The organism is Ornithinimicrobium sp. (assembly GCF_035267225.1).
GTDB lineage: Bacteria > Actinomycetota > Actinomycetes > Actinomycetales > Dermatophilaceae > Ornithinicoccus.
On record NZ_DATFMA010000078.1, the window covers coordinates 17,817 to 41,770 of the forward strand.

Annotated in this window: 24 protein-coding genes; 14 read left to right on the forward strand and 10 right to left on the reverse strand. The window is 70.7% G+C overall.

Going from position 1 to position 23,954, the window contains the following annotated elements; translation table 11 throughout:
• Positions 1 to 10: 10 nt before the first annotated feature.
• Complete coding sequence (locus tag VJ976_RS07495) at positions 11 to 1,639, reverse strand: AbgT family transporter (RefSeq protein ID WP_324099499.1); 1,629 nt, start codon at positions 1,637 to 1,639, stop codon at positions 11 to 13.
• An 89-nt stretch (positions 1,640 to 1,728) separates the two neighbouring features.
• Here VJ976_RS07495 and ndk point away from each other — a divergent pair, with 89 nt between their 5' ends.
• The 10 genes from ndk (at position 1,729) to VJ976_RS07545 (ending at position 12,951) form a co-directional block, all read left to right on the forward strand.
• On the forward strand, positions 1,729 to 2,166 hold the full coding sequence (ndk, locus tag VJ976_RS07500; protein ID WP_324099500.1) for a nucleoside-diphosphate kinase: 438 nt from the start codon (positions 1,729 to 1,731) through the stop codon (positions 2,164 to 2,166).
• Positions 2,167 to 2,279: 113 nt separating this feature from the next.
• Entirely contained in the window at positions 2,280 to 2,597 is a 318-nt protein-coding gene (locus VJ976_RS07505) for a hypothetical protein (RefSeq protein WP_324099501.1), read from the forward strand.
• A complete protein-coding gene (locus VJ976_RS07510) occupies positions 2,594 to 3,859 on the forward strand; it encodes a cupin domain-containing protein (protein WP_324099502.1) in 1,266 nt (421 codons plus the stop codon). The genes VJ976_RS07505 and VJ976_RS07510 overlap by 4 nt, the downstream gene beginning before the upstream one ends.
• Positions 3,856 to 4,875: a sucrase ferredoxin gene (locus tag VJ976_RS07515; RefSeq protein WP_324099503.1), complete on the forward strand. Its 1,020-nt coding sequence runs from the start codon at positions 3,856 to 3,858 to the stop codon at positions 4,873 to 4,875. The genes VJ976_RS07510 and VJ976_RS07515 overlap by 4 nt, the downstream gene beginning before the upstream one ends.
• A 34-nt stretch (positions 4,876 to 4,909) precedes the next feature.
• Positions 4,910 to 5,944 (forward strand): rod shape-determining protein, encoded by a 1,035-nt coding sequence (locus VJ976_RS07520; RefSeq protein WP_324099504.1) that lies wholly within the window; start codon positions 4,910 to 4,912, stop codon positions 5,942 to 5,944.
• A 10-nt stretch (positions 5,945 to 5,954) separates the two neighbouring features.
• The gene (gene mreC / locus VJ976_RS07525) at positions 5,955 to 6,737 is read left to right on the forward strand and encodes a rod shape-determining protein MreC (protein ID WP_324099505.1); all 783 of its coding nucleotides are present in this window, start codon (positions 5,955 to 5,957) and stop codon (positions 6,735 to 6,737) included.
• Positions 6,734 to 7,234 carry a rod shape-determining protein MreD gene (gene mreD, locus VJ976_RS07530; RefSeq protein ID WP_324099506.1) on the forward strand — a complete coding sequence of 167 codons (501 nt, stop codon included), beginning with the start codon at positions 6,734 to 6,736 and terminating at the stop codon, positions 7,232 to 7,234. The genes mreC and mreD overlap by 4 nt, the downstream gene beginning before the upstream one ends.
• Complete coding sequence (locus VJ976_RS07535) at positions 7,225 to 9,258, forward strand: penicillin-binding transpeptidase domain-containing protein (protein ID WP_324099507.1); 2,034 nt, start codon at positions 7,225 to 7,227, stop codon at positions 9,256 to 9,258. Before mreD ends, VJ976_RS07535 begins: the two co-directional genes overlap by 10 nt.
• A gap of 15 nt (positions 9,259 to 9,273) precedes the next feature.
• Positions 9,274 to 12,066 (forward strand): phosphoenolpyruvate carboxylase, encoded by a 2,793-nt coding sequence (gene ppc, locus VJ976_RS07540; RefSeq protein WP_324099508.1) that lies wholly within the window; start codon positions 9,274 to 9,276, stop codon positions 12,064 to 12,066.
• A 51-nt stretch (positions 12,067 to 12,117) separates the two neighbouring features.
• The gene (locus tag VJ976_RS07545) at positions 12,118 to 12,951 is read left to right on the forward strand and encodes an Fpg/Nei family DNA glycosylase (RefSeq protein ID WP_324099509.1); all 834 of its coding nucleotides are present in this window, start codon (positions 12,118 to 12,120) and stop codon (positions 12,949 to 12,951) included.
• A gap of 35 nt (positions 12,952 to 12,986) precedes the next feature.
• Here VJ976_RS07545 and VJ976_RS07550 read toward each other — a convergent pair whose 3' ends face one another.
• Both VJ976_RS07550 and VJ976_RS07555 read right to left on the reverse strand, forming a co-directional pair.
• Entirely contained in the window at positions 12,987 to 13,367 is a 381-nt protein-coding gene (locus tag VJ976_RS07550; RefSeq protein ID WP_324099510.1) for a DUF732 domain-containing protein, read from the reverse strand.
• Positions 13,368 to 13,411: 44 nt separating this feature from the next.
• Positions 13,412 to 14,134 (reverse strand): PIG-L deacetylase family protein, encoded by a 723-nt coding sequence (locus VJ976_RS07555; RefSeq protein ID WP_324099511.1) that lies wholly within the window; start codon positions 14,132 to 14,134, stop codon positions 13,412 to 13,414.
• Positions 14,135 to 14,336: 202 nt separating this feature from the next.
• Here VJ976_RS07555 and rpsO point away from each other — a divergent pair, with 202 nt between their 5' ends.
• Positions 14,337 to 14,606 carry a 30S ribosomal protein S15 gene (gene rpsO, locus VJ976_RS07560; protein WP_324099512.1) on the forward strand — a complete coding sequence of 90 codons (270 nt, stop codon included), beginning with the start codon at positions 14,337 to 14,339 and terminating at the stop codon, positions 14,604 to 14,606.
• Positions 14,607 to 14,763: 157 nt separating this feature from the next.
• Complete coding sequence (locus VJ976_RS07565; RefSeq protein ID WP_324099513.1) at positions 14,764 to 17,280, forward strand: polyribonucleotide nucleotidyltransferase; 2,517 nt, start codon at positions 14,764 to 14,766, stop codon at positions 17,278 to 17,280.
• Positions 17,281 to 17,715: 435 nt separating this feature from the next.
• Here VJ976_RS07565 and VJ976_RS07570 read toward each other — a convergent pair whose 3' ends face one another.
• From VJ976_RS07570 to VJ976_RS07585, 4 genes are all read right to left on the reverse strand, one after another.
• On the reverse strand, positions 17,716 to 18,336 hold the full coding sequence (locus tag VJ976_RS07570) for a hypothetical protein (protein ID WP_324099514.1): 621 nt from the start codon (positions 18,334 to 18,336) through the stop codon (positions 17,716 to 17,718).
• Between the two features lie 173 nt (positions 18,337 to 18,509).
• On the reverse strand, positions 18,510 to 18,821 hold the full coding sequence (locus VJ976_RS07575; RefSeq protein ID WP_324099515.1) for an AzlD domain-containing protein: 312 nt from the start codon (positions 18,819 to 18,821) through the stop codon (positions 18,510 to 18,512).
• Positions 18,818 to 19,513: an AzlC family ABC transporter permease gene (locus VJ976_RS07580; RefSeq protein ID WP_324099516.1), complete on the reverse strand. Its 696-nt coding sequence runs from the start codon at positions 19,511 to 19,513 to the stop codon at positions 18,818 to 18,820. The genes VJ976_RS07575 and VJ976_RS07580 overlap by 4 nt, the downstream gene beginning before the upstream one ends.
• A complete protein-coding gene (locus VJ976_RS07585) occupies positions 19,510 to 20,034 on the reverse strand; it encodes a GNAT family N-acetyltransferase (protein ID WP_324099517.1) in 525 nt (174 codons plus the stop codon). The genes VJ976_RS07580 and VJ976_RS07585 overlap by 4 nt, the downstream gene beginning before the upstream one ends.
• A gap of 199 nt (positions 20,035 to 20,233) precedes the next feature.
• On the opposite strand from VJ976_RS07585, the gene VJ976_RS07590 reads away from it, so the two are divergent.
• A complete protein-coding gene (locus VJ976_RS07590) occupies positions 20,234 to 21,118 on the forward strand; it encodes an FAD-binding oxidoreductase (protein WP_324099518.1) in 885 nt (294 codons plus the stop codon).
• A gap of 33 nt (positions 21,119 to 21,151) precedes the next feature.
• Here the strand turns inward: VJ976_RS07590 and VJ976_RS07595 are convergent, their stop codons facing one another.
• The 3 genes from VJ976_RS07595 to VJ976_RS07605 form a co-directional block, all read right to left on the reverse strand.
• Complete coding sequence (locus VJ976_RS07595) at positions 21,152 to 22,183, reverse strand: hypothetical protein (RefSeq protein ID WP_324099519.1); 1,032 nt, start codon at positions 22,181 to 22,183, stop codon at positions 21,152 to 21,154.
• 1 nt (position 22,184) lies between these two features.
• A complete protein-coding gene (locus tag VJ976_RS07600) occupies positions 22,185 to 22,646 on the reverse strand; it encodes a dihydrofolate reductase (RefSeq protein WP_324099520.1) in 462 nt (153 codons plus the stop codon).
• A 92-nt stretch (positions 22,647 to 22,738) separates the two neighbouring features.
• Positions 22,739 to 23,560: a thymidylate synthase gene (locus VJ976_RS07605; protein ID WP_324099521.1), complete on the reverse strand. Its 822-nt coding sequence runs from the start codon at positions 23,558 to 23,560 to the stop codon at positions 22,739 to 22,741.
• Positions 23,561 to 23,598: 38 nt separating this feature from the next.
• Between VJ976_RS07605 and VJ976_RS07610 the strand changes: the two genes are divergently transcribed.
• Positions 23,599 to 23,954, forward strand: a 356-nt coding sequence (locus VJ976_RS07610; protein WP_324099522.1) for an MBL fold metallo-hydrolase, incomplete at its 3' end; no start/stop codon positions are given.

Sequence of the window (23,954 nt, forward strand, 5' to 3'; positions counted from 1 at the left end):
GCGTCCTCGGTCAGCGGCTCGGCACACCGGGCCCGAGCGGCAGGCCCACTGCGTACCAGAGCAGGAAGAACGCGGTCCACCCGACCAGGATGGCCACGGACACCGGCAACGTGATCGACAGCAACGTGCCGACTCCGGCGTCCTTCCGGTAGCGCTGGAGGTAGGTGAGCATCAGGGCGAAGTAGACGTTCAGGGGCGTGATGATGTTGGAGGCCGAGTCGCCGATGCGGAACAGCATCTGGGTCACACCAGGCTGGATGTCGAGCAGCATCATGGCCGGCACCAGCACCGGCGCCATGAGTGTCCACTGTGCCGAGCCGCTGGTGATGAACAGGTTCAGCAGGTACACCATCAGGATGATGGCCAGGAACAGGATGACGTTGGGCACACCCAGCGACTCGATCGCGTCGGAGGAGACGACGGCGAGGACGGTGCCCATGTTGGACCAGCTGAACCAGGCGATGAACTGGGCCGCGGCGAAGAACAACACCAGGACCGGGGCCAGGTCCTTCATGCCCGAGGTCATCCAGGCCGGCAGGTCCGACCACGAGGACAGCGTTCCCACCGTCTTGCCGTAGGCCACTCCGACCACGACGAAGAGCAGCGCGATGATGATCGACACGCTGAGCAGAGCCGGGCCGGTGAGGATGGTGCCGTCCGGGGCGCGCAGGGGCGAGCCGGGGATGGCCACGGCGCCGCAGAAGGCGATCACGAACACGGTCGCGGCGATCGCGGCGTTGCGCAGCCCGCGCTTCTCGGAGTCGTCCAGGGCCAGGTCCTCCAGGGACTCGGCGTCCTCGAGGGCGTCCGAGGCAGAGGAGTCCTCGGATGTCGCATCGCGCTCCTCCTGGCCGTGCGTCTGACGGCCGCCCTGCTCCGAGGTGGTGAAGTCCTCCGCCTCGCGCTCCAGCCGCGGTCCCACGTACCGCTCGGCCACCAGGGTGATCAGGGCGGCCAGGAAGATGGAGGAGACCACCGTGAAGTAGATGTTGGCCAGCGGAGAGACGACGTAGTCCTCCTCGACGATCTGCGCCGCGCTGGTGCTGATGCCCGCGAGCAGCGGGTCGGTGGCGTTGATGACCAGGGAGGCGTTGAAGCCCGCCCCGACCGCGGAGAACCCGACCCCGATCCCGAGCAGCGGGCTGCGGCCGACGGCGAGGTAGGCCATGGCCGCCAGGGGCGGCAGGATGACGATGATGGCGTCGGAGGCCAGCGAGCCGGTGACGCCGGTCAGGGCGATGGCGAAGGTGAGCCAGCGTCCGGACACCTTGCTCACCACCAGGCGCACGGCTGCCGTGATCATGCCACTACCCTCGGCGACGGCCACCCCCAGCATCACCGTCAGGACGATCCCGAGCGGGGGAAACCCGGTGAAGTTGGAGATCGACTCGACGACGATCCGGCGCATGTTGTCGACGGTGAGCAGGCTCTCGATGGCCACCGGCTCGTCCTCGCCCGGCGCGTCGACGCTGATGCCCAGCGGCCCGAGGATGGCGCTGAGGATGAGGACGATGAGCGCCAGGATGAGGAACAACCAGAACGGGTGAGGGATCTTGTTCCCCACCCGCTCGATCGCGTCCATGGCGCGGGTCGCCAGACTCGGCTTGTCCGTCTTCGTCTGTGTCGCTTTCGATGTCATCGCATCCCCTTTCCGCGGGGGAAGGCTAGCAGCGGCCGAGGTGACTCTCGCCGCGAGACTCACCGGTGCTTCTGGATAGGCTGGCGTGCGTGACTGAGCACACGCAGCCCGAGCGCTCCCTGGTCCTGGTCAAGCCGGACGGGTATCAACGCGGCCTGACCGGAGAGGTCCTGCGGCGGATCGAGGCGAAGGGCTACACGCTTGTCGCTCTCGCGGTGACTGATGCGCGGCCCGACCAGCTGGCCGACCACTACGCCGAGCACGAGGGCAAGCCGTTCTACGAGCCGCTGGTGGAGTTCATGTCCTCGGGTCGCCTCGCGGCCGCGGTGATCGAGGGACACGGGTGCATCCCCGGATTCCGCGCGCTGGCCGGTGCGACCGACCCGACCGCCGCCCTGCCCGGCACCATCCGCGGCGACCTCGGCCGTGACTGGGGAGGCTCGGTGCAGCAGAACATCGTGCACGGCTCGGACTCGACCGAGTCCGCCGCTCGCGAGATCGACATCTGGTTCCCCGACCTCGGCTGAGCCGGGGCCACCGCGTCGGACCCCCGCGGTTGCGCCCACCGCGGAGGGGAGTAGACATGGGGGCGGAGCCGGAGTGAGAAAGCCGGCCGCAGACGGCAACGACGGAGGAGACCATGAGCACGAACGACTTCCAGGACTCGAACCTCAACAACGACGAGGACGTGGAACAGGCGTTTGCCGAGCACGGCCCGGCCGACGGTGGAGCCGAAGGCGGCGGCGCGGACGGCGGCGCGGATGGTGGTGCCGACGGTGGTGCCGACGGGGAGGCCGAGCACGGTCCCGCTGACGGAGGAGCCGAAGGCGGCGGGGGTGACGGTGGTGCCGACGGTGAGGCCGGGCACGGCCCGGCCGATGGTGGTGCCGAAGGCGGCGGCGCAGATGGTGGTGCCGATGGCGGGGCGGACGGTGGTGCCGACGGGCAGGCCGGGTGAGCAGTCACGATCTCGAGGGGCGGGTGCGGGCCGGTAGCACGGCTCTCACTCGCCTCCTCGCGTGCGACCTCGACACTTTCGCGTCGACCTACTGGGCGCGGGAAGCCCTGCTCAGTAGCCGTGCCGACCGGAACGACGAGGACTTCGGCGACCTGTTCTCCCTCGCTGCGGTGGACGAGCTCCTCTCGCGTCGCGGCCTGCGTACGCCCTTCCTGCGTCTGGCCAAGAACGGGAAGACGCTGCCGGAGTCGGCGTACACGATCGGCGGCGGTGTCGGGGCCGGTGTCCGCGACCAGATCAGTGACGATGCGGTTCTCTCGCTCTTCGCCGACGGGGCCACCGTCGTGCTGCAGGGCCTCCATCGCACGTGGGAGCCGGTCGCCCGGTGGAGCCAGGACCTCGCTGCCGCCCTCGGGCACCCCGTGCAGGTCAACGCCTATGTCACACCCCCCCAGAACCAGGGGTTCGCCGACCACTACGACGTCCACGACGTCTTCGTGCTCCAGGTCCACGGTCAGAAGCGCTGGTCCATCCGCGAGCCGGTGCTGCCCGCGCCCCTGCGCGACCAGCCGTGGGCCGAGCGTCGCCGTGAGGTCGAAGAGGCGGCGGCGGGCCCGGCGGCCATCGAGGCCACCCTGGAGCCCGGGGACTGCCTCTACCTGCCGCGCGGCTACATCCACAGCGCTGCCGCCCTCGGCGGAGTCAGCATCCACCTCACCGTGGGCGTGCACGGGTGGACGCGTCACCACCTTGCCGAGGCCCTGCTGGACGAGGCCCGTTCATGTCTGGGCAGGCGACGCGAGGTGAGGCAGTCGCTCGCGCTCGGGGCCGACGTCGCCCGTCCGGACGCGATCAACGAGGACCTCGAGGTGACCCGCGAGGCGCTGATCCAGGCCCTCCGTGAGGTGCCGGTGGACCGGGTCGGCGCGCGGATGGCCAGCCGGGCCCGGGACTCGCAGCGTCCGGAAGCGCTCAGCCCGGTCTCGACCGGGGCCGCGGTGGCGTCCCTGGACCTCTCGTCCGCGCTACGCCAACGTGCGCACCTGATGCTTCAGACTCACCCTCACGGCGAGCGGGGAGCGATGCAGGTGCGCTCCCGAGCCGGCCGTTTCACCGTTCCCCCGGAACAGGTCGGCGCCCTACACGTGTTTCTGGACGCCGACTGGGTCACGGTCGCCGACCTCGACCCCGACCCAGAGACTGCCCTCGTGGCCGCGCGCTCGCTCGTGCGCCATGGGGTGGCTGTCCCGGTCGACGCGTGAGCGCCGACGCGGGCGACGGGTCGGCAGCGGGGGGCGCTCCCGCCACGTCCGCGGGCGCCCGATCCGAGCCTCGCTGCTCTGACCTGGCGCGTCGGCGGGGCGACCCCCTCGTCGGCACCGCCCCGCCCGCGCGTCGCTGGCTGCTCGTCGAGCTCGAGAGTCGATGGCTGCCGACCGCAGTGGACTCCCTCGGGCTCGACCCGAGCGCGCGAGAGGACCTCACCCGGGCCGCGGCGCGCGCTCGGGCTCGCATCATGCTGATCCGCCGCCCCGGCCGGCCGGCTGCGCACGAGCCCGCCTCGGCCCCGGGGGCCCGTCGCCGCGCTTGGTGCGTCGTGGACGATCCCGTACTCGCCCGTGGCCCGGTGACCACGTGGGGCACCTGGACCACCCCCGGGGATCTGCTGGAGGCCGGCCGGCTGCTGCAGGCTCAGGCCACGAGCGAGTCGGCCCCGGTCGAGCCCGTGCGAGCCGGGCCGGGCACGTCGGCCGGCACCCCCTCCCTGTTGCTCGTCTGCGCACACGGGCGGCATGACGTCTGCTGCGCCACCCGCGGGCGCCCGGTGGCCGCCGAGCTGCGCCGTGCCTGGCCCGAGGCCACCTGGGAGTGCTCGCACACCGGAGGGGACAGGTTCGCGGCCAACCTCATCGTTCTGCCCGACGGGGCGTGCTACGGCGGCCTCGACCCCGACTCGGCCGTCCAGGTCGTGCAACGACACGTCGCGGGCTCCCCGGACACGGCATACCTGCGCGGCCGTACCGGTTGGTCCCGCCCCGCCCAGGCCGCGCTGCTGGCGGCGCATCGCGCGATGCCCGGATCGGCCTGGGGTGCTTTCGCGGTGAAAGACGTGACGTCTTCGGGGCCTCAGCACATGGTGTACCTGTCCGCAGGGCAGGCCACTTTCGCCGTTCCCGTCACCGAGCAGGCCCGCGACGCCGAACGCATCACGTGCGCCGCCACAGCCGACGGCCGGGTGGTCGTGCCGGTGGCCGGCGAGGTGCAGCTGCTCCCATGAGGGGCCAGAGGCCGCTGCTGGCTACCATCGGCGGGTGAGGTTCGGATCCGGGTCGCCGATCTTCGGCCGAGACCTGGCCCTCGACCTCGGTACCGCCTCGACGTTGGTCCACCAGCAGGGTCGTGGAGTCGTGCTCGACGAGCCCACCGTGGTGGCGGTAGAGGCTCAGACGGGCAGCCTGCTGGCCGCCGGCGCCCCCGCGTTCGAGATGGTCGGTCGTACCCCGTCGACCGTACGCACCCTGTATCCGCTCAGCAACGGTGTGATCACTGATGCCGAGGTCGCCGAGGCCATGTTGCGCACCTTCGTGGAGCGAGTCAGCGCTTCGCGCCTGTTGCGGCCACGCATGGTCGTCTGCGTGCCGAGCGCGGTGACGGCGGTGGAGCGGACGACGTTGGAGAACGCGGCGATTCACTGTGGGGCGCGTCAGGTCTTCGTGCTCGAGGAGGCGATGGCCGCGGCGATCGGGGCCGGGCTGCCCGTCCACGACGCGTCCGCCTCGATGATCGTGGACATCGGGGGCGGCACGACCGACATCGCCATCATCAGCCTCGGGGGCGTCGTCAACGCGCGCAGCGTGCGCACCGCGGGTGCGGACGTCGACGCCGCCATCGTGGCCGGGGTGCGGGCTCGGCACGACCTGCTGCTGGGGGAGCGGAGCGCTGCGGGCATCAAGCACGCCGTCGGTGCTGCCGTCCCGCTGGAGATGCCGTTGTCGACCCGGGTGCGTGGCCGCGATCTGAGCACCGGGCTTCCGCGCACCGTGGCGCTGTCGTCCGAGGAGGTCAGCGAGATGATCGAGCCCGTGGTGGGGCAGATCACCAGCGCCGTCCTCGAGGTCCTGGACGTCTGCCCACCCGAGCTGTCGGGTGACCTGCTGCACAGCGGTGCCGTCCTCACCGGTGGCGGTGCCCTCCTCCAGGGTTTGGACCGCCGCCTGCATCGCGACCTCGGCCTGCCGGTTCGTGTGGTGCCGGAGCCCCGCTACGCGGTGATCCGCGGCGCCGGAGCCTGTGTGGACGACTTCTCGGCCCTGCAGCGGGTCCTGGTCACGGCACCCACCTGGTGAGCGGCGTCTCGTGAGGAAGGTCCTGGGGGTGTTGCTGGCGCTGACGTGCGCGGTGCTGGTGCTCGACCTGGCCCGCCCGAGCTGGACCGAGCCGGTCCGGGCCGCCTCGGCGAGCGTCTTCACGCCCGTGCAACAGGCCATCCGGGGGTGGGACCGGGACGAGCTGGACCGGGTTGCGGCCGAACGGGACCGCCTTGCCGTCGAGGTCGAACGCCTCCGGGGCCGGCAGGACGCGGCCCTCGCGGCAGGGGACCTCGACCTTCCCGGGACGGCGGGCCTCAGGCCGGTGGGGGCGAGGGTGGTAGCGGCCACCCCACAGACCTCGCCGGCCGGAGCGCGTGTCGTCACCATCGACGCGGGCTCACGGCAGGGGGTACGCGCCGACCGTACGGTGCTCAACGCCGACGGCCTCGTCGGCCGCGTGCTGCGTGTCGACCCCTCGAGTGCAGAGGTCGTGCTGCTCGGTGACCGCAGCGTCGTGGTCGGCGTCCGGGTCGGGCGTGAGGGCGCCTTGGGCTCGCTCTCAGCGACCGCGCCGTCCGAGGTGCCACGCCGAGGTGCCGATGAGCTGACGTTGACCGCGATCGGGGACTCCCCGATGTCGGTGGGGGATGTGGTCAGGACGCTCGGGAGCCCGGGTGACGTGCCCTACAGCGCCGGCATCGAGGTCGGCACCGTGACCTCGGTGGATCCCGACTCGGGACAGCTGGCCGGGACTGCGGTCGTGCGGCCCGCCGTCGACGCCGACCGGCTCGACACGGTCGTGGTCCTCACCGGCGGGCAGCGGCCGTGACGCGCGCCCTCGGCCTCACGGTGCGGGGTGCGCTCTTGCTGCTGGGGGCGCTCGCCATGTCGGTGGCCCCCCGCTCGCTGCCCGGACCCCCCGACCTCGTGCTCGTGGCGGTGGCTGGCACGGCGCTGCTGCGGGGACCGTGGGCCGGGGCGGGTATGGGACTGGCGGGAGGGTGGTTGCTGGACGTCGTGCCACCGGGGGCGGAGCCGATGGGCGCCAGCGCGCTGACGTACGCCGCGGTGGGCGCCCTGCTGGGTCTGAGCCGCCGGTATGTCGCCGCCTCCCCGGTGGTGCTTCCGCTGGCTCCGCTGGCCGCAGTGGCGCTGGCCAGCCTGGGTGTAGTCATGGTGCGGGGAGTTGCGACGGCCGCGGGCATCACCGAGGCGGGTCTGGTCGACCTGTGGTGGACGTGGGCCGCCACCGTGCTGGTCGCGGTGCTCCTGCTGCCTCCACTCACCGGCCTGGAACGGTGGCTGGCGGTGCGCCGGTGGACCTGAAGCCGACCTTCCACCGGGGCCGGCGCAACCTGAGTATCGGGCCGACGTGGGCCTTGATCGCGGTGACCGTGGCCCTCGTGGGGATCCTCATCGCGCGGCTGGTCCAGTGGCAGGGCCTCGACCAGGCCGACTTGACCCGACAGGCTGCCGAGGCGAACACGCGTGAGGTGCTCGAGCCGGCCCTGCGCGGGCGGATCCTCGACGCGGACGGCGAGACCCTGGCGGGTAACGCGGCCAGCACCGTCGTCACCGTCGACCCTTCGACCTTGGCCGCCTCCGACGACGAAGGCCGCGCCCTACTCGATGGCGTGGCCGGCGAGCTCGGCCTCGACCCGGGCCGACTGTGGGGCCGGACGCGCGTGTGTGGCACCGAGGGCGCGCCGGCCGCGCCGCTGTGCTTCAGTGGCCTGCCGTTCCAGCCCGTCGTCATCGCGCGCGACGTCGACCCGATGGCGGCCCTGGCCCTGGTGGAGCGTCCGGAGGACTTTCCCGGGCTGGCCGTCGAGTCCCGCCCGGTCCGGGACTACCCCTCCGAGGAGGTGAACGCCGCCCACGTGCTGGGCTACCTCGGCCGCCCCAGTGAGGACGAGGTAGCCAGCACGGACCCGCCCTTGGGGCCCGAGGACGTCGTGGGTCGTGCGGGGCTCGAAGCCGTGTACGACCAGGCGTTGCGGGGCGAGCCGGAGCGCAACGTCCTCTCCGTCGACCCGAGCGGGTCGGTGACCGGTGAGGTGAGCCGGGACAAGGCCGTCCGGGGGCTGGACCTGCGCACTCATCTGAACGTGCAGGTCCAGTCTCGCGTCGAGCGAGTGCTCCGCCAGACGGTCGGCCGGGCGCGTGCCGCCGGGCGCCCCGCTCGCGCCGCTGCCGGTCTGGTCATGCGGGTCGACGATGGGGCGGTGGTCGCGGCGGCGAGCTGGCCCACCTACGACCCGGACATCTGGACGTCCGGAATCTCCGCGGCGGACTACGACGCCCTGGTGGACCCGGACGGGGGAGAGCCTCTGGTCAACCGGGTCCTGGCCGAGACCTACCCTCCAGCCTCCACGTTCAAGGCCTTCTCGCTCCCCGCTGCTCTCGCCTCCGGCGTCGACCCCGACCAGGAGTACGCGTGCCCGGGCGCCGTGCGGATCGCCGGTACCCGGTTCACCAACTTCAGATCCCAGGGCTACGGCGAGCTGGACCTGCAGCGCATCCTCGAGGTGTCGTGCGACACGGTGTTCTACCGGTGGGCCTACGACAGCTGGACCGACCTGGGAGGCCTGTCCGCCGAGCGGGACCTGCGTGACCCGTACGTCCTCATCGCCGAGGACGCCGGGTTCGGACGGCGCAGCGGCATCGACCTGCCCGGTGAGGTGGTGGGCACCGTGCCCGGCCGGCAAGCGACACGCGAGGCGTGGGAGGCGGAGAAGGGGCAGATCTGCCGGCGCGCCGAGCGCGGATACCCAGGGGTACAGGACCGGCAGCGTCGCGCCTTCCTCGAGCGGTCGGCCCGCGAGAGCTGTGCCGACGGCTGGCAGTACCGAGCCGGCGACGCGGTGAACTTCGCGATCGGCCAGGGTGACCTCGCCGTCACCCCGCTGCAGCTGGGCACCGCGTACGCCGCGGTGGCGAACGGGGGCATCCTGTGGGCTCCTCAGGTCGCCGCGGGAACCCAGCGGCTCGACGGCACACTCGTCGAAGACTTCCCGGCACAGCGCCGCGGCGAGCTGTTCTGGGACGCCGAGGCCCTCGAAGTCGTGCGATCGGGGCTGCTCGGGGTCAACACCGCCGGGACGGGCGCGTCGGCGTTCGACGGCTTCGACCTGGACAGCTATCCGGTGGCCGGCAAGACGGGATCGGCCGAAGCGCTGGGATCCCGCGCCACCGCGTGGTACGCCTCGTACGGACCTGCTCCGGACCCGGAGTATGTCGTCGTGGTCCTCGTGGAGGAAGGCGGTATCGGAGGCGAGATCGCCGCGCCGGCCGCGAGGAAGATCTGGGAGACGCTGCGCGAGCTTCCGCCGGAGGAGCAATCCCGGTGAAACACCATCCTCGATATGGTCACCTGCGTGAGCCATGACCCGATCAGCCCCGAGCTGCGCGCCGACGTGCGCCGCGTGTCCACTCTGCTCGGCCAGTCCCTGGTCAGACACCACGGCCAGGAGCTGCTGGACCAGGTCGAGCACGTCCGGATGCAGACCAAGGAGAGCAAGTCCGGGGACCCCGACGCAGCCGCGCGCGTGCGCGAGCTGCTCGCCGACCTTCCGTTGTCCACCGCGACGGACCTGGTGCGAGCCTTCGCCGCCTACTTCCACCTCGCGAACGCCGCCGAGCAGGTCCACCGGGTGCGCTCGCTGTCCGAGCGCCAGGAGTCCCACGGCTGGCTGGCCAGCACCGTTGCCGACATCGTCGAGACCAGTGGGACCGAGCGGCTGGCCGAGGTGGTCGCCGAGCTCGACGTGCGCCCCGTGTTCACCGCCCATCCCACCGAGGCCAGCCGCCGTTCGGTGCTGACCAAGATCCGGCACCTCTGCGACGAGCTGGCCCGCTCCACCGAACCCGAGTCGATGGCCCGGCGGCGGCAGGACCGCGCGCTGGCCGAGTACGTGGACCTCATCTGGCAGACCGACGAGCTGCGCGCCACCCGGCCGACGCCGATGGACGAGGCGCGCAACGCCATGTACTACCTCGACGAGGTGCTGACCACCACCATGCCCGAGCTGCTCGGCCAGCTGGCCGACCTGCTGGCTGAGCACGGGGTGCGGATGGACCCGGCGTCGCCTCCGGTGCGCTTCGGCTCCTGGATCGGTGGCGACCGGGACGGCAACCCCAACGTGACGCCCGAGGTGACCGCCGAGGTCCTCCGGCTGCACCAGGAGCACGCCACGCGCGTCGCCCTCTCCATCCTGGACGTGCTGATCTCGCAGGTCTCCAGCTCCACGGTCATCGTCGAGGTCTCGCCCGACCTTCGGGCGTCACTGAAGGAGGACCTGGACCACCTTCCCGGCTTGGACCCGCGAGTCAAGGAGCTGAACGCGGCCGAGCCCTACCGCCTCAAGCTGACCTGTGTGAAGGCCAAGCTGCTCAACACCCGGCGGCGGGTGCGTGCCGGGTCGGCGCACGAGCCGGGTCGCGACTACACCAGCACGCGTGAGCTGGTGGCCGACCTCACGTTGGTCGCCGACTCGCTGCGCGACCACGGGGGCGAGCTCGTGGCCGACGGGCGGCTGGCTCGCGCCACCCAGACCCTGGCCGGCGTGGGTCTGCATCTGGCCACGCTCGACGTGCGCGAGCACGCCGAGAAGCACCACGAGCTGCTGGCCGACGTGCTCGACACCGTCGGCCACCTGCACACGCCGTATGCCGAGCTGGACAAGCCCGCTCGCACGGCGGTCCTGGCCGAGGAGCTGGCCTCGCGCCGCCCCCTGCTGACCCCGGCCGCCGGCCGGCCTCGGACCCTCGCGGTGTTCGACGAGATCCGGCAGGCGCTGGACACCTACGGCCCGGAGGTCATCGAGACCTACATCGTCTCGATGACGCAGGGCCCGGACGACATCCTGGCCGCCGCGGTGCTGGCCCGGGAGGCCGGACTGCTCGCGTTGCATCCCGGTCCCGAGGGCAACGGGGCGTTCGCTCGCATCGGCTTCGCGCCGCTGCTGGAGACGATCGACGAGCTGCGCGGCTCGGCCGACCTGGTCGACGCGCTGCTCAGCAACGCCGCCTACCGTGAGCTGGTCCGTCTGCGCGGCGACGTGCAGGAGGTCATGCTGGGCTACTCCGACTCCAACAAGCAGGCGGGGGTGCTGACCAGCCAGTGGGGCATCCACCAGGCGCAGCGTGCGCTGCGCGACGTCGCGGCTCGCCACGGCGTGCGGCTGCGGCTCTTCCACGGGCGCGGCGGCTCTGTGGGCCGCGGTGGCGGCCCGACGTACGAGGCCATCCTCGCCCAGCCGCCCGGGGTGCTGGAAGGGGAGATCAAGTTCACCGAGCAGGGAGAGGTCATCTCCGACAAGTACTCCCTGCCCGCGCTGGCCAAGGAGAACCTGGAGCTGTCCGTGGCTGCCGTGCTGCGAGGCAGCGCCCTGCACCAGCAGGCCTGGGCCAGTGCCGGGGAGATCGCCCGCTGGGACGAGGTCATGGACCTGGTCAGCGACGCCGCCTACGAGACCTACCGCGCCCTGATCGACAGCGAGGATCTGCCCGCCTACTTCGTGGCCGCTACCCCCGTCGACCAGCTCGGCGCGCTCAACATCGGCTCCCGGCCGAGCAAGCGACCCGACACCGGCCAGGGCCTGGAGGGGCTGCGGGCCATCCCCTGGGTGTTCGGGTGGACCCAGACGCGACAGATCGTCCCCGGATGGTTCGGCGTCGGGTCCGGCCTGCGCGCGGCACGCGAGGCCGGCCACGCCGAGCTGCTGGCGGACATGCTCGAGCACTGGCCGTTCTTCGGCGCCGTCATCTCGAACGTGGAGATGACGGTGGCCAAGACCGACCTGGACATCGCCAAGCACTACGTCGACACACTGGTGCCGGGGGAGCTGCGGTACATCTTCTCCACGATCCGGGCCGAGTTCGACCTCACCGTGGACGAGCTGCAGCGGCTGACCGGACAGGACGGCGTGCTGGCCGACCAGCCGACGCTGGAGCGCTCGTTGGCGGTGCGTGACCAGTACCTCGACCCCATCTCCTACCTGCAGGTCGAGCTGTTGCGCCGGCTGCGGGCCGAGGGAACCTCGGATGAGGACTCCGCGGATGGCGACACCTCGGATGGCGACGAGCACGCCCAGCTGCAGCGAGCGCTGCTGATCACGGTCAACGGCGTCTCGGCCGGCTTGCGCAACACCGGCTAGGCGGTCGGCCCAGGTGCGGCCGGATGCTCATCGACAGGCAGGATGGGCCGCATGCCCGAAGGCCACACGATCCACGCTTTGGCCCGTGACCTCGACGCGGCGTTCGCAGGCACGGCACCGATGGCCAGCAGCCCGCAGCTGCGTTTCGCCGACGGTGCTGCGCAGTTGGACGGCCACGAGGTCGAGGCGGCGGATGCCTGGGGCAAGCACCTGTTCGTCGACTTCGCCGCCGACCTGCGACTTCACGTGCATCTGGGGCTGATCGGCAAGTTCACACTCACCGCTCTCGATCCCGAGGCGCAGGTGCCGCCGGTGCGCGGCCAGGTGCGCCTGCGGCTGGAGACCGCGAGGCACGTGGCCGACCTGCGCGGCCCGATCATCTGCGCGGTGGTGACGCCGGAGGAGGTGGCCGCCGTCATCGCCCGGCAGGGTCCCGACCCGCTGCGGCCCGGCGAGTGCGACCCGGAGCGTGCCTGGGCGAAGATCCACCGCTCGCGACGCAGCATCGCCGAGCTGCTGATGGACCAGCAGGTTCTGGCCGGTGTCGGCAACGTCTATCGCAGCGAGGTGCTGTTCCGGCACCGCGTCGGGCCGATGTTCGAGGGTCATCGGATCAAGCGGCATACCTGGCAGGCCCTGTGGGACGACCTGGTGCTGCTGATGCCACTCGGAGTGGTGACCGGCCGCATCGTGACCGTGGAGCGCCAGGTCACCACGGTGCTCGACCAGATGGCGCGAGGGGTGGCGCCCCGGCCGGGTCGTCGACGTTCGTCGGTGTACAAGAGGCAGGGTGAGCCGTGCCCGCGCTGCGGGTCGGTGGTCCGAAGCGCGGTGGTGGCCGGGCGCAACCTGTTCTGGTGCGCCAACTGTCAACGACGGACCTGACCCGGGGCGCTCGACGTTCCGACCCGGCAGAGCGCCTACGGGGACTGCGGGGCGAGATCGGGGCAGAAGAACTCGACGGCGGGTGGACCGATGATGCCGAGGGCGGCGCCGTGGAACTCGGGCACCCGCTCGCTGGTCGTGTCGATGACCTCCTCCGTGTCGTGGCCCTCGTGCAGTCCCGCACAGATGGACGCCGCGGACGCGACGATCTCGTCGTCGGTCATCCGCCGGGCGACCTCAGCTCCACGCGAGCCCACCGCTTCACCCGTCATGGCGTCGACGCCGCTGAGCAGGGAGTCGACTCGTTCAGCACGTGCGCTGTCGCTGAGTGAGTCGTCCCAGGCGTAGCTGTCCCCGCAGCCGCCGAGAGCGATGGCGCTCAGAACCAATGCCGCTGAGCAGCGTGCACCTTCCATGCGCCTTCCCCCGTCCGGCCGAACCCCCCGACCTCGATGCTAGCTCAGCGCTGGAAAACCTCCAGGCCAAGTGTGTAGTCACCGAGATCCTCGTGGGTGGACGAGCCCAGGATGGCCTGGAGGAGCTCCGTCGGTGTGGGGTAGTCCGGGCCCAGCCCCTCGAGGTACTGCTGGTGCGCCTCCAGAGACGCCACGCCATCTGCGAACGTGTCGGTGACGTCGACCGTGTGTGTGGGTGCGGGCGACCCGGCGAAGCAGACCTGCCTGACCCCTGACCAGGGCTGCAGGCCCTGTTCCTCGAGCTCGGGGTAGATCCAGCGGTTGCCCGCATCCGCCGCCGCGTCCAACGCGGCCAGGCCGAGGTGGCGATGGTCGGCCTGGTTGGTGCCACCGCCGGCGAACCGCTCCCGGTGGGTCAGGGAGAAGACCACGTCGGGTTGTCGCAGGCGGATCTGCGAGGCGATGGCCCTGCGCAGCTCTCGGCCGTACTCCAGGCCGCCGTCCGGCATACCCAGGAAGTCGACCACGTCGACCCCCACGCGCGCGGCCCCGTCTCGCTCCTCCTGCTCGCGGAGGGGGCCGACCTCCACCGGGGGGATGCCGTCGATGCCGGCCTCGCCGCTGGTGGCGAGCAGGTAGGTCACCGTCTTCCCTTGCCCGGTCCAGCGCGCTACCCCGGCCGCGAGGCCGTACTCGAGGTCGTCGGGGTGGGCGGCCACGCACAGGCCGGTGGTCCAGTCTTCACCGAAGGTCTCCATGGATGCCATGATCCTGCACCCCCAGCCCCGAACGCGACCTCGGGCCTCGAGTTGGCGGCCGGAGGTCGCCACATGTGGCTGGGGGTGGGGGAATTGGGGGTGAGAGCCGCGCGCTGCTAGATTGACAGTTGCCGTTCAACGGCCGCGGATTCAGAGAGCCCTGGTGGAACTGCCCAGGAGCGCCGCGCAACGAGTATCAAGGGAGTCGCCCGTGGGGCTGGATGTTGCTGTCAAGAGGCAGATCATGGATGAGTACGGCACGACCGAGGGCGACACCGGCTCTCCTGAGGTGCAGGTGGCGCTGTTGACCCAGCGCATCCGCGACCTCACCGAGCACTCCCGGCAGCACAAGCACGACCACCACAGTCGTCGTGGTCTGTTGCTGCTGGTCGGCAAGCGCAAGCGTCTGCTGCGTTACCTGGCCGACACCGACATCGAGCGTTACCGGTCGCTGATCAAGCGGCTCGGCCTACGCCGCTGAGCACCACCCGCAGAAGCGACTCCCGAGGATGACCACCATCACGGGGGTCGCTTCGGCGTACCCGTCGACGGCCGCCGCGAGCGCCCGTACCGACACGTGAGAACAGCCGGGCACAACGACGATGCCCCGCGCTGAGCGCAACAGATAGGAGGACCCGATGGAGGGTCCAGAGATCACGTCCGCCGAAGCCGTCATCGACAACGGCGCCTTCGGCACCCGCACCGTCCGCTTCGAGACCGGGCGACTGGCGGCGCAGGCCGCCGGGTCGGTCACGGCCTACCTCGACGACGACACGATGCTGCTGTCGACCACGACCGCGGGCAAGCACCCGAAGGACCACTTCGACTTCTTCCCCCTGACGGTGGACGTCGAAGAGCGCATGTACGCCGTGGGCAAGATTCCCGGCAGCTTCTTCCGTCGCGAGGGGCGACCCTCGACCGAGGCCATCCTCACCTGCCGTCTGATCGACCGCCCGTTGCGGCCCAGCTTCGTCTCGGGCCTGCGCAACGAGGTGCAGGTGGTCATCTCGGTGCTGTCCTTGGACCCCGACCACCAGTACGACGTGGTGGCCATCAACGCGGCCTCCGCCTCCACCCAGATCTCCGGGCTGCCGTTCAGCGGCCCGATCGGTGCTACGCGAGTCTCGCTGATCGACGGTCAGTGGGTGGCCTTCCCCAACTTCAGCGACGCCGAGCGCTCCACCTTCGACATGGTCGTGGCCGGCCGCGTCGTGGGTGAGACCACGGCCGAGGACGGCTCCACGATCCCGGACGTGGCGATCATGATGGTCGAGGCCGAGTCCACCGAGGCCACCTGGGACCTGGTCAACGGGCAGGGCAAGCAGGCGCCGACCGAGGAGGTCGTGGCCGAGGGTCTCGAGGCCTCGAAGACGTTCATCGCCGCCCTGTGCCAGGCGCAGTCCGAGCTGGCGGCCGAGGCCGCCAAGGAGGTGCGGGAGTTCCCGCGCTTCCTGGACTACCAGGACGACGCCCTCGAGGCCGTCGACTCCGAGGTCAGCGACTCGCTGGCGTCCGCCCTCCAGATCGCGGGCAAGGCCGAGCGCGAGGAGCGGATCGACGAGATCAAGGAGTCGATGAAGTCGGCTCTGGCCGGCGAGGACGGTGACGGCGCGTTCGGTGGGCGCGAGAAGGAGCTGTCCGCGGCATACCGTGCGGTGCAGAAGAAGCTCATCCGCCAGCGGATCCTGCGCGAGAAGGTGCGCATCGACGGCCGCGGCCCTTCGGACATCCGGGCGTTGTCGGCTGAGGTCGAGGTGATCCCGCGGGCACACGGCTCGGCCATCTTCGAGCGCGGAGAGACCCAGATCATGGGGGTCACCACGCTGAACATGCTGCGGATGGAGCAGATGCTCGACACTCTTTCCCCGGTGTCCCGCAAGCGCTACATGCACAACTACAACTTCCCGCCCTTCAGCACGGGGGAGACGGGCCGGGTCGGCTCGCCCAAGCGTCGGGAGATCGGCCACGGTGCGCTCGCCGAGCGTGCGCTGCTGCCGGTGCTGCCGACGCGAGAGGAGTTCCCCTACGCGATCCGGCAGGTCTCCGAGGCGTTGAGCTCGAACGGCTCGACCTCGATGGGGTCGGTCTGTGCGTCCACCATGTCCTTGCTGAACGCCGGCGTGCCCCTGCGGGCCCCGGTGGCCGGCATCGCCATGGGACTGGTGTCGGCGGAGGTCGAGAACGACTCCGGTGAGACCGAGACCGCCTACGCGGCCTTGACCGACATCCTCGGGGCCGAGGACGCGTTCGGCGACATGGACTTCAAGGTCGCAGGGACCTCCGAGTTCGTCACGGCGATCCAGCTCGACACCAAGCTCGACGGCATCCCCGCCTCGGTGCTGGGTGGAGCGCTCACCCAGGCCCGCGAGGCACGGCTGCACATCCTCGACGTCATGACCGAGGCCATCGACGCCCCGGACGAGATGAGCCCGTTCGCTCCGCGTGTCATCAGTGTCAAGGTTCCGGTGGACAAGATCGGCGAGGTGATCGGCCCGAAGGGGAAGATGATCAAGCAGATCCAGGAGGACACCGGAGCCGACATCGCCATCGAGGACGACGGCACGGTGTACATCGGTGCCGTGGACGGTCCCTCGGCCGAGGCGGCGCGCAACGCCATCAACGCCATCGCCAACCCGACGATGCCCGAGGTCGGGGAGCGATTCCTGGGCACCGTGGTCAAGACCACGACGTTCGGTGCGTTCGTGTCGCTGTCGCCGGGCAAGGATGGCCTGCTGCACATCTCCGAGATCCGCAAGCTCGTCGGTGGCAAGCGCATCGACGCCGTCGAGGACGTGCTCTCGGTGGGTCAGAAGGTCCAGGTCGAGCTCAAGGAGGTCGACCCGCGCGGCAAGCTGTCGCTGGGCGCCGTCGTGGCCGACGAGCCCGCAGCCGAGACGGTGGCGACCCCGCCGTCGGCCAGTGCCCCCGTTGCGCCTGCGCCGGACGTGGTCGAGCCGGCCGAGGAGCCGGCCTCGGTGATCGTGCCCGGTGACGCCGCCGACGCCGCCGAGGCGATGAGCGGCGCCGAAAGCGACGACGAGGAGACCTCGCAGGCTCGCCCTCGTCGTAACCGGCGCCGTCGTGGCGGTCGCAACCGTGGGGGCTCGAGTGAGCCCGCACAGTCCGAGGCCGCAGCCGGAAGCAGCTCAGACTGAAGCTGACGCCCGCGCCTCAGTAGCGCGGGCGTGCACCGCCGACGGGGCGGGCCGGTCTCGTACCGGCCCGCCCCGTGCGCGTGTATGGCGGCAGTGGTGCCGCTACGCGGCAACCCGGCGGTGCTGCCGCGTCACGCGTGCGTCGAGGCGGTCGGCGCCTACCAGCCACCGCATCTCCATCCGAACACGCCCCGAGGCGTCGGTCACCGGCACCCAGGACACGACCGGCCCCCGCGCCGACTGACGTCTGACCCGCATCTGATCCACGTTGTCCACCTCCCGTTAACCGCGTGTTCACCTAAGATACCCTCAAAAGTCGCTTGGCGCGCAGCATCAGGTCGGAAATGGCGTGTCGAGGCAGTGGGGTCGGCCCGATGCGTCAGCCCCGAGGGCAGGCAGCGGGTCAGCCGGCGGCGGTGGCGTCTGGCTCGGCGGTCAGCGCCGGATTTCGGTCAGGCTGAAGTTGACGAAGTCGACCGGGTTCGTGGTGGGCGCGCCGTTCTCGAGCAGGACGTCGACCGAAGCACGGACCTTGTACTCGGTGCCGTCACCGGCCGTCAGGAAGCCGTTGACGGAGTTGAAGATGTCCACGGTGGACTCGGATAACACCGTGTTGCGCACCTTGAGGTTGGCTGTTCCGCTGGCCACCGGGTCGGGAACGCTGGTGGTGGGGTCATCGTCGAAGTAGATGTCGCAGAACTCCGTGATGAAGCTTGGCCCGTCGAGTGGCGTCACGTAGAGGTAGAGGGGTTGGTCGCGAGAGTTGACCTTGGTCACGACCGTTCCGTTGTTCCGGGTGAAAACGCGAGCCGTCGCGGATCCGGGCTCGGCGGTGCCGAACGGGTCGTCCGGGCCGTCCTCGCAGAACTCCTCGGCGCTCCCCCCGACCAGGAGAGCGTAGCCCGGGTCCGCGTCGAAGGTGCCGTAGAAGTAGCCCACACCGAACTCCTCCTCGGTGAAGCCCTGCGGTGTGGCCTGCGCTGGGCCAGCGAGCACGGCTCCGGCGACGACCGCGGCGGCGAAGCCGGCTCCTACCGTGGCGGCTGGTGCTTTCATGGGTGCTCCTCATGGGTCGGTGGCTTTCAGGGCAACCTAGCGGCGTGGCCAGCGCTCATGGCCGGTGACGCACGACATGAGTAGCCGGGGCGGGCCGGTTGAGTAACGGCTCCGTCGCTCGTCTGTTCGAACCACACCGATGATGCGCTGACTCGAGGGCGCGGGCAGGAGCGTCAGCCGGCGACCATCCGGACCAGCCCTGCGGTGAGGGCGGCGAGAGCCAGCACCAGCAGGAACGGTGCCCGGGCCATCAACGCCACGACTGCGACGGCCAAGCCGGCGGCACGGGCGTCCAGCGTGAGGCGGCCGGCCTCGTCCAGCAGCGACTGGGTCAGGATCAGGGCGCTGAGCAGAGCGACCGGCAGCAGCGGGGTGACGCGCCGCACGCGTTCGTCATCGAGCGCCTGCGGGGGCACCAGGTAGCCGGACAGCTTCATCGCGTACGAGAGTCCGCACGCCACGAGCACGGCCAGCCACAGACTCATGGCCGTGGCACCCGGGACGGGCGAGGCGACAGGCCGACCACCAGCGCAGCGAGGACAGCCACCAGCACCGGGACCCCAGCGGGGGTGAAAGGCGCGACCGCCACCGACAACACCACGGCTACGACAGCGGTTGCCAACGGGTCGAGACCACGAAGTCGGGGCCACAGCAGGGCGAGGAAGGCCGCTGCGGCGGCGGCGTCGAGACCGTACGTGCGGGGGTCGCCCAGCGCGTCCCCGATGAGCGCACCGGTCAGCGTCATGAGGTTCCACAGGACGAAGACCGCCAGCCCGGTCACCCAGAAGCCGCGACGCCGTTCGGACGGCGTGGCCTGACCGATGCTGACCGCCGTCGACTCGTCGATGGTCAGATGGGCGGCGAGCAGGCGGCGCCAGCCGGAGAGCCGGAGCACCTGCGCCATCTGGACGCTGTAGAAGGCGTTGCGCAGTCCCAGCAAGGTCGAGGCGGCCACCGCGGTGCCGGCCGAGCCGCCGGCGCCCACGACCCCGAAGAACGCGAACTGTGAGCCCCCGCTGAACAGCAGCAGCGAGGTCAGCATCGTCTGGGGGACCGACAGCCCGGCGGCCACCCCGAGGGCACCGCACCCGATGCCGTAGGCCCCGGTGGCCACCCCGACCGCGATTCCCTGCCGGGTGGCCGGGCTGAGCCGGTTCGCTCGACCCCAGCTCCTCACTCGCCGAGATGAGCCAGCAGCCGAACCTCGCGGGCGACTCGCCCTTCGGCGTCGACGACGCGGTCGCGCCATGCGCCGTCCGGCTCCAGACCTCCCGTGGCGCAGAAGTCGCGGGTGCCCGCGTCATCCGCGAGGGTCCAGGCGACCAGGGCGTGATGGTTCCCGGCGCGGAGCGTGTCTGCGCTGGCGTTGAGCAGGCGCGAGCCGTGTCCGCTGCGACGGGCATCGGGGTGGATGCCCATCACGTAGATCTCTCCCGTGTGCTCGGGCAGCGTGGGGTCGGTGTCGGAGGTCGGCCCCAGGGCGGCGAACCCGACGACCTGCTCACCCGCGCACGCGACCAGTACACGGTGCAGCGGGCTGGGAGGGCCCGCAAGCGCGTCTCGCCATGCCGCCGCGAAGGCCCCGGGGGCGAACTGTGCGATCGCCTCGTCGGGCAGCACCTCGGCGTACGTCGCGCGGAACACGGCGTTCTGGACCAGACCGACCGCCGGGGCGTCGGTGTGACGGGCGGTGCGCACGCTGGCATCGGCAGACGGGGGAGAGTCCGCCGGCCCGGGAGATGCGTGATGGTGGTGCCCATGGCTCACTCGCCCAGTCTGACACTGTGACGGCGGGCCGCTGGCCTCGGGACAGATCTACGGCTGCGCCGAGTGCGTCGAGGAGGTGCACGCTGGAGCGGGGCGGCATGACGGGCGCTCCGGCGTTGTTGACCTTCGCGTGAGCCTGATCGTCAGCCGTCCTCCGCGCCGTCGCGCCCGCTTTCACGAGCTGAGGGTCACCGACGTCGAGCGCCTGACCGACCGGTCGGTGGCACTGACTTTCGACGTCCCCGAGGCGCTGCGCAGCGAGTTCGAGTTCGCCCCCGGTCAGTACCTCACGTTGCGCGCCGTGATCGACGGCGCGGAGGTACGCCGCTCGTACTCGATCTGCTCCTCCCGAGGTGCCTACGCCCGCACCGGCCGGCTGCGCGTGGCCAGCGCGCGGGTGCGCGGGGGAGCGATGTCGAACTGGTTGAACGATCAGGTGCGCGTCGGGCAGGCCGTTCAGGTGATGACGCCGATGGGCGGGTTCACGGTGCCGACCGAGCCGGAGCGGGCACGGCACCATGTGGCGGTGGCGGCCGGCTCGGGCATCACCCCGGTGCTGTCGCTGGTCACGACCGCCCTGGAAGAGGAGCCGCAGTCCCAGGTCACCGTGATTTTCGGGAACAAGCGCGCCGATTCGACCATGTTCGCCGAGGAGCTGCGGGGCCTGGAGAACCTTTACCCGGCGCGGCTCACGCTGGCGATGATCCTGTCTCAGGACAAGCCCGAGATCGCGCTGTTCGCCGGCCGGATCGACCGCCCACGGATGACTGCGCTGCTCGAGCACCTGGTCCCGGTGCGCAGCGTCGATGAGTGGTATCTCTGCGGCCCCCATCCCATGGTCCATCAGGTGCAGCAGACCCTCGCCGAGCACGGCGCCGATCCCGCCCATGTGCACCACGAGATCTTCCACGTCGAGGACGTCACCACCGCGGCGACGCCCGTCCTCGAGCCCGCCGCCGAGGCCGAGGGTAGGGGCGGGAACGGCCAGGCGGTCAGTGTGGACGACGAGGCGTGAGTGTTCACCCGTGCTCGTCTCGAAGCATGTCCGCTAGTCGAACTGGGCCCGGTCCATCGTGAAGACGAAGCGCCGCGAGGGGTACTCGGACAGTGACCACAGCTGGTCGGTCGAGGGCCAGTAGGTGATGTCCTCCGGTCCAGCGGGCATCGCGTCGTCGTGCCGCACCAGCTCCCCCGGCTGACCGGCGTAGATGCGTCCCTGCGCACGACGGCCGCGGCTCGCGCTGATGTAGTAGCGCCCGTCGACCACGACCGCCCCCTGCATGTGACCGACACCGTCGGTGTCCACCACACTAGGGCGGCAGTGTCCGTCCCGGTTCCTGGTCGGGAGCAGGGACTGGGGGTCGAGCGGGAACCGGGCCAGCCGCGTGCTCATCTCGCCCCGGCCGTACTCGCCGCTCACCAGCGCAGGTGGGTCGGCACTGCGGTCCAGGGAAAGGAAGGAGTAGCGCATCTGCTCCTCCCCGCGAGCGGTCTCGGGCCGGTATCGCGTGCGCACTGGTAGGACGTAGTGGTAGCCGAAGGTCTGCTCGGAGCGCTTCAGCCGCACGATGTCGTCGAGTCGGCACGTGAACAGGCCTCGTCGGGTGCCGGCGACGTGTAGATGACGGGCTGCCCAGACCAGACCGCCGGCATGGACGTGCAGAGGCCGCGTCGCCGGCTGGACCCAGAGGGTCCGCCACGGACGGACGAGCAGGACGTGCCGGTAACGCAACGTCTCCAGGTCGACCAGCGTGATCCGGCTGCCCTGACCCCCACCCGGGATGTTCTTGCAGTACCAGGTGGTCATCAGCATCCTGCGGCCGTGGACGTCCTCGGTGCCACTGGCGTCCGCGCTCGTGCTGATCCCCTGGGGCCACCACAGCGGGCTCTCGTTGTCCTGCTCGTTCCAGGTCAGACCCCACCGCACCGCATCGCCGGGGACGTGCGCCGCCGTTGCCTGCCGGTTCAGGTCCTCCATGACGCCGGCCAGACCGACGCGCTCCCCGAGATGCTCGCTCAGCGCCGCGATGTGCTCGCTGTTGCCCGGCGCGTGGCGCAGCTGGATGCCGGTGTGGGCCACGTCAGACCGCCTCCGGCGAACGGCGGGCCCAGGTGGTGATGTCAAACCCGTCGTGTGGCTCACGCTCGACGATCGCCCACACGTGGGGGTCGATGGTCGGGAACTTCACCGAACCGTCGGGGCGCTGGTGCACCTCGGTGACCACGAGCCGATGGGCGTCGCTGATGCACTGCCGGTAGATCTCGCCTCCGCCGACCACGAAGACCTCGCCCCCGCCGGCGATGAGCAGGGCCTCGGGCAGTGACTGGGCCACCTGGACGCCCTCCGCCCGCCACGAGGCGTTGCGGGTGATGACCACGGTGCGCCGGCCGGGGAGGGCGGAGCCGATGGAGTCGAAGGTCCGCCGGCCCATCAACAGGACGCCACCCATCGTGAGGCGTTTGAAGTGGCGAAGGTCCTCGGGAAGATGCCATGGCATCCCGGAACCGTCGCCGATGACACCGTTGGCACCGACGGCGGCCACCAGAGTCAACCTCTGATCGATTCCGTGGGTCAAGACCGTGCCCTCTCGCGTGTCGCGGATCGAGCGTTTCGTCGGTGCGCGTCGGGACTCGGTCATACGGCGATCGGTGCCTTGATGCTGGGGGCGGCCTCGTAGTTGCGCACCTCGATGTCGTCGAGGTCGAATCCGTCGATGGTGCTGACTGCGGGGTTGAGCCAGAGGGTAGGCAGCGTCGTAGGGGTGCGCGTCACCTGCTCGGCGGCTTGGTCGAGGTGGTTGAGGTAGAGGTGGGCGTCGCCCAGGGTGTGCACGAAGTCGCCGACCCGCAGCCCGGTGACCTGGGCGACCATGTGGGTGAGGAGGGCGTAGGAGGCGATGTTGAACGGCACGCCGAGGAAGATGTCGGCGCTGCGCTGGTAGAGCTGGCACGACAGGGTCCCACGACGGTCGGTCTCACCCTCGAGCGCGGGAGCGACGTAGAACTGGAACATGGTGTGGCACGGGGGAAGGGCCATCTGGTCGACCTCGGCCACGTTCCACGCCGAGACGATATGGCGGCGGGAGTCGGGGTTGCTGCGAATCCCGTCGATGACGCGAGCGAGCTGGTCGATGGTCTGCCCGTCGGGCGAGGGCCAGGAGCGCCACTGGTGGCCGTAGATCGGGCCGAGGTCGCCGCGGGGGTCGGCCCACTCGTCCCAGATGGTGATGCCGCGCTCGTGCAGCCAGGCGACGTTGGTGTCGCCGCGTAGGAACCACAGCAGCTCACCGATGATGGAGCGCAGGTGCAGCCGCTTCGTGGTCAGGGCGGGGAAGCCCGCGGTGAGGTCGAAGCGCATCTGGTGACCGAAGACCGACAGGGTGCCGGTGCCGGTGCGGTCGTCCTTGCGCACGCCCTCGCCCCGGACGCGCTCCAGCAGGTCCAGATAGGCGCGCATGGCCTTCATCGTACGCACGCTCGCCTAGGGTGGGGCGCATGAGCCACCCGCATCCTGAGCTGTCCTCCCCGCCCCGGTTAGCCAAGGGGGGCGTCCGTGTCGTGGCGCTCGGCGGGCTCGGTGAGATCGGGCGCAACATGACCGTGATCGAGCACAAGGGCAAGCTGCTGGTCGTGGACTGCGGGGTGCTGTTCCCCGAGGACGAGCACCCCGGGGTCGACCTCATCCTGCCGGACTTCTCCTTCATCGAGGACCGGATGGACGACATCGTGGCGATCGTGCTCACGCACGGCCACGAGGACCACATCGGCGCGGTGCCCTACCTGCTGCGAGCCAAGCCGGACATCCCGCTCGTCGGCTCGACGCTGACGCTGGCGTTGGTGGAGGCCAAGCT